General features: G+C 62.5%; 3 protein-coding genes. All 3 read right to left on the minus strand.

Annotated features, from left to right (window positions below):
- Positions 1-679, minus strand: a 679-nt coding sequence (locus EN914_RS31700; RefSeq protein WP_245497885.1) for a branched-chain amino acid ABC transporter permease, incomplete at its 3' end; no start/stop codon positions are given.
- Positions 679-1,590: a branched-chain amino acid ABC transporter permease gene (locus EN914_RS31705; protein WP_024503224.1), complete on the minus strand. Its 912-nt coding sequence runs from the start codon at positions 1,588-1,590 to the stop codon at positions 679-681. The genes EN914_RS31705 and EN914_RS31700, both read right to left, overlap by 1 nt.
- 118 nt (positions 1,591-1,708) lie before the next feature.
- Positions 1,709-2,583 (minus strand): branched-chain amino acid ABC transporter substrate-binding protein (locus EN914_RS31710; protein WP_127389515.1); only part of this gene is annotated, 875 nt, incomplete at its 5' end.

The raw sequence follows: 2,583 nt of genomic DNA on the forward strand, positions 1-2,583 counted from the left end.
CCATCATATAGGCTTGCAGCTTGGCCGTGACACGGTTGATGCCGATACCGGCGGCAGCGTCCTCGTCATAGCGAACATAAAACCAGGCTCGTCCCATTCGCGATCGCTCGACGCTCAGACAGACGAAGGCGGTGAGCAGCGCAAGCACCAGGAACGCATAGTAGAAGTGCTGCACCTGCATCAGCTTGAAGCCGAAGATCTCCGGCCGCTCGATGCCGATGAGGCCGCTGGCGCCACCGGTGATGTCGAGGTTGCGGGCGATGATGCGCACGATCTCGCCGAAGCCCAGCGTCACGATCGCCAGATAGTCGCTGCGCAGTCTCAATGTCGGAGCCCCGATGATGATGCCGGCCACGCAGGCTGCCGCCATGGCGACCGGGATGGTGAGCCAGAAGTTGAAGCCGAATTCCGCGGTCAGGATGCCTGACGTGTAGGCGCCGACCGCGAAGAAGGCGGCGTAGCCGAGGTCGAGCAGGCCCGCATAGCCGACGACAATGTTGAGGCCGAGGCACAGAACGACATAGAGCAGCGCCGTAGTTGCCACCTCCGTCACATAGGCGTTGGCAAATTGCGGCAAGACCAGCGCGACGGCGAGCGCCGCCAGGCTGGGCAGCACGACGGACCAGCGCATCAATTGCTGTTGCCCGGCGGCCGGCATGGTTCTCACTTCGTCGATCATCACACCCGCTCCACGACAGAGCGTCCAAGAAGGCCGGTCGGCTTGAACACAAGGAACAGGATCAGGGTCCCGAACACGAAGACGTCACGCCATTCCGAGCCGACGAAGGGCAAGGACGAACCGAAAGCCTCGAGCAGGCCGAGCAGCAAGCCGCCGAGCATGGCGCCCGGCACGCTGCCGATCCCGCCTATGACCGCGGCGGTGAAGGCCTTGAGCCCCATGATGAAGCCCATGAAGAAATGGACACTGCCATAATAGGCGCCGGCCATGACCCCGCCGCCGGCGGCGAGCGCCGAACCCATGAAAAAGGTCAACGCGATCACCCGGTCGACATCGATGCCCATCAGGCGGCTCGCCCCCATGTCGATGGACACGGCGCGCATCGCCTTGCCGTACATGGTGCGTGAGACAAAGGCCTGCATGCCTGTCATAAGAGCGATGGAGGCGGCCACCAGCACCATCTGCGTGTAGGTGATGTGAACGGTGGAAATGTCGACACCGGCAAAACCGAGGTCCGTGTTGAAGGCGTAATGCCGCCCGCCTGTCAGCGCGAGTGCCGTGCCGTTCAACACCATCGACGCACCGAGCGCCGTGATGAGGATGGACAGGCGCGGCGCATTGCGCATCGGCCGATAGGCGAAGCGCTCGATGATGACGCCGAGCAAGCCGACAGCCAGCATCGACACAAGCAGGGCGCAGACCACGCCCAGCCAGCCATTGCCGACCCATATGCCGACGAAGGAAAACACGATGAGGCCGACGAAGGCGCCGTTCATGTAGATGTCGCCATGGGCGAAATTCAGGAGCTTGATGACGCCAAAGACCATGCTGTAGCCAAGCGCGATCAGGGCATAGAACGAGCCGACGATAAGACCGTTCACCAGTTGCTGAATAAGCAGGTCGAGCGTCATTGATGCTCCAGGGCAGAATTGAAAAAGTCTTGGCTGGGCGCCGCGTCAGCGCGCCAGACAATCGGCGGTGACGCCGAGGCCGCCACAAGGCCTGCCTCGGCGTCAATCCTGTTAGCCTTTATTCGGCTACCCACTTGCCGCCCTTGGCGATCACCGGGCGGAAGTTCGAGGTCTGGAGCGTGTTCTTGTCGGTGAACTTGATTTCACCGGCAAGGCCCTTGAAGTCGCTCGCCTTGAGCGCCTCGATGATCGCCTTCTGATCCGCCGACTTGGCCCGCGTGATCGCATCGGCGATCAGGCCGCCCACATCATGGGAGAGCGCCGCATAGGCGCCCGCGTCGCGGCCATAGGTTTCCTTGTACTTGGCCTTGAAGTCGGCGGCGCCGGACAAGAGGTCGACGGTGGGCGGAGACAACAGATACACGCCCTCACCGGCCGAACCGGCGATCTCCAGATATTCCGGCGAATTGTTGCCGTCGCCCAGCACGATGCCGCCCTGGAACCCGGCCTGCCGAAGTTGTTTGGTGAGCAGGGCACCACCGGCATGGTAGGCGGTCCAGAAGACAGCATCGGCGCCGCTCGACTTGATCTTGGTGACGACCGCCGAATAGTCCTGCTCGCCGGCCGTGGTGGTCTCCTTGGCGGCAATTTCGCCGCCAGCACTCTTGAAAGCTTCGGCGGTCAGCTTGGCCAGGTCGGACGAATAGGCATCGCCTTCGTCCACGACCGCGATCTTCTTGTAGCCGTTCTTCTTGAAGAGTTCGACGGCTGTCGTCGCCTGCATGTCGCCGGTCGAATTGGCGAGGAAAGCATTGCCCTGATTGGCGGCGACCAGCTTGGTCGAGTTCGCTCCGATGATGACGAACGGAATGCCGGCGTCACCATAGATCTTCAATGTCGGCAAGACGGCGCCCGAGCAGTAGCCGCCGACGATGGCGGTCACGCCTTCCGAGACAAGCTTGCTGCCTGCGGTCACCGCCTGCTGGGGATCGC

Source organism: Mesorhizobium sp. M7A.F.Ca.CA.001.08.2.1 (assembly GCF_003998455.1).
Classification (GTDB): Bacteria; Pseudomonadota; Alphaproteobacteria; order Rhizobiales; family Rhizobiaceae; genus Mesorhizobium; species Mesorhizobium ciceri.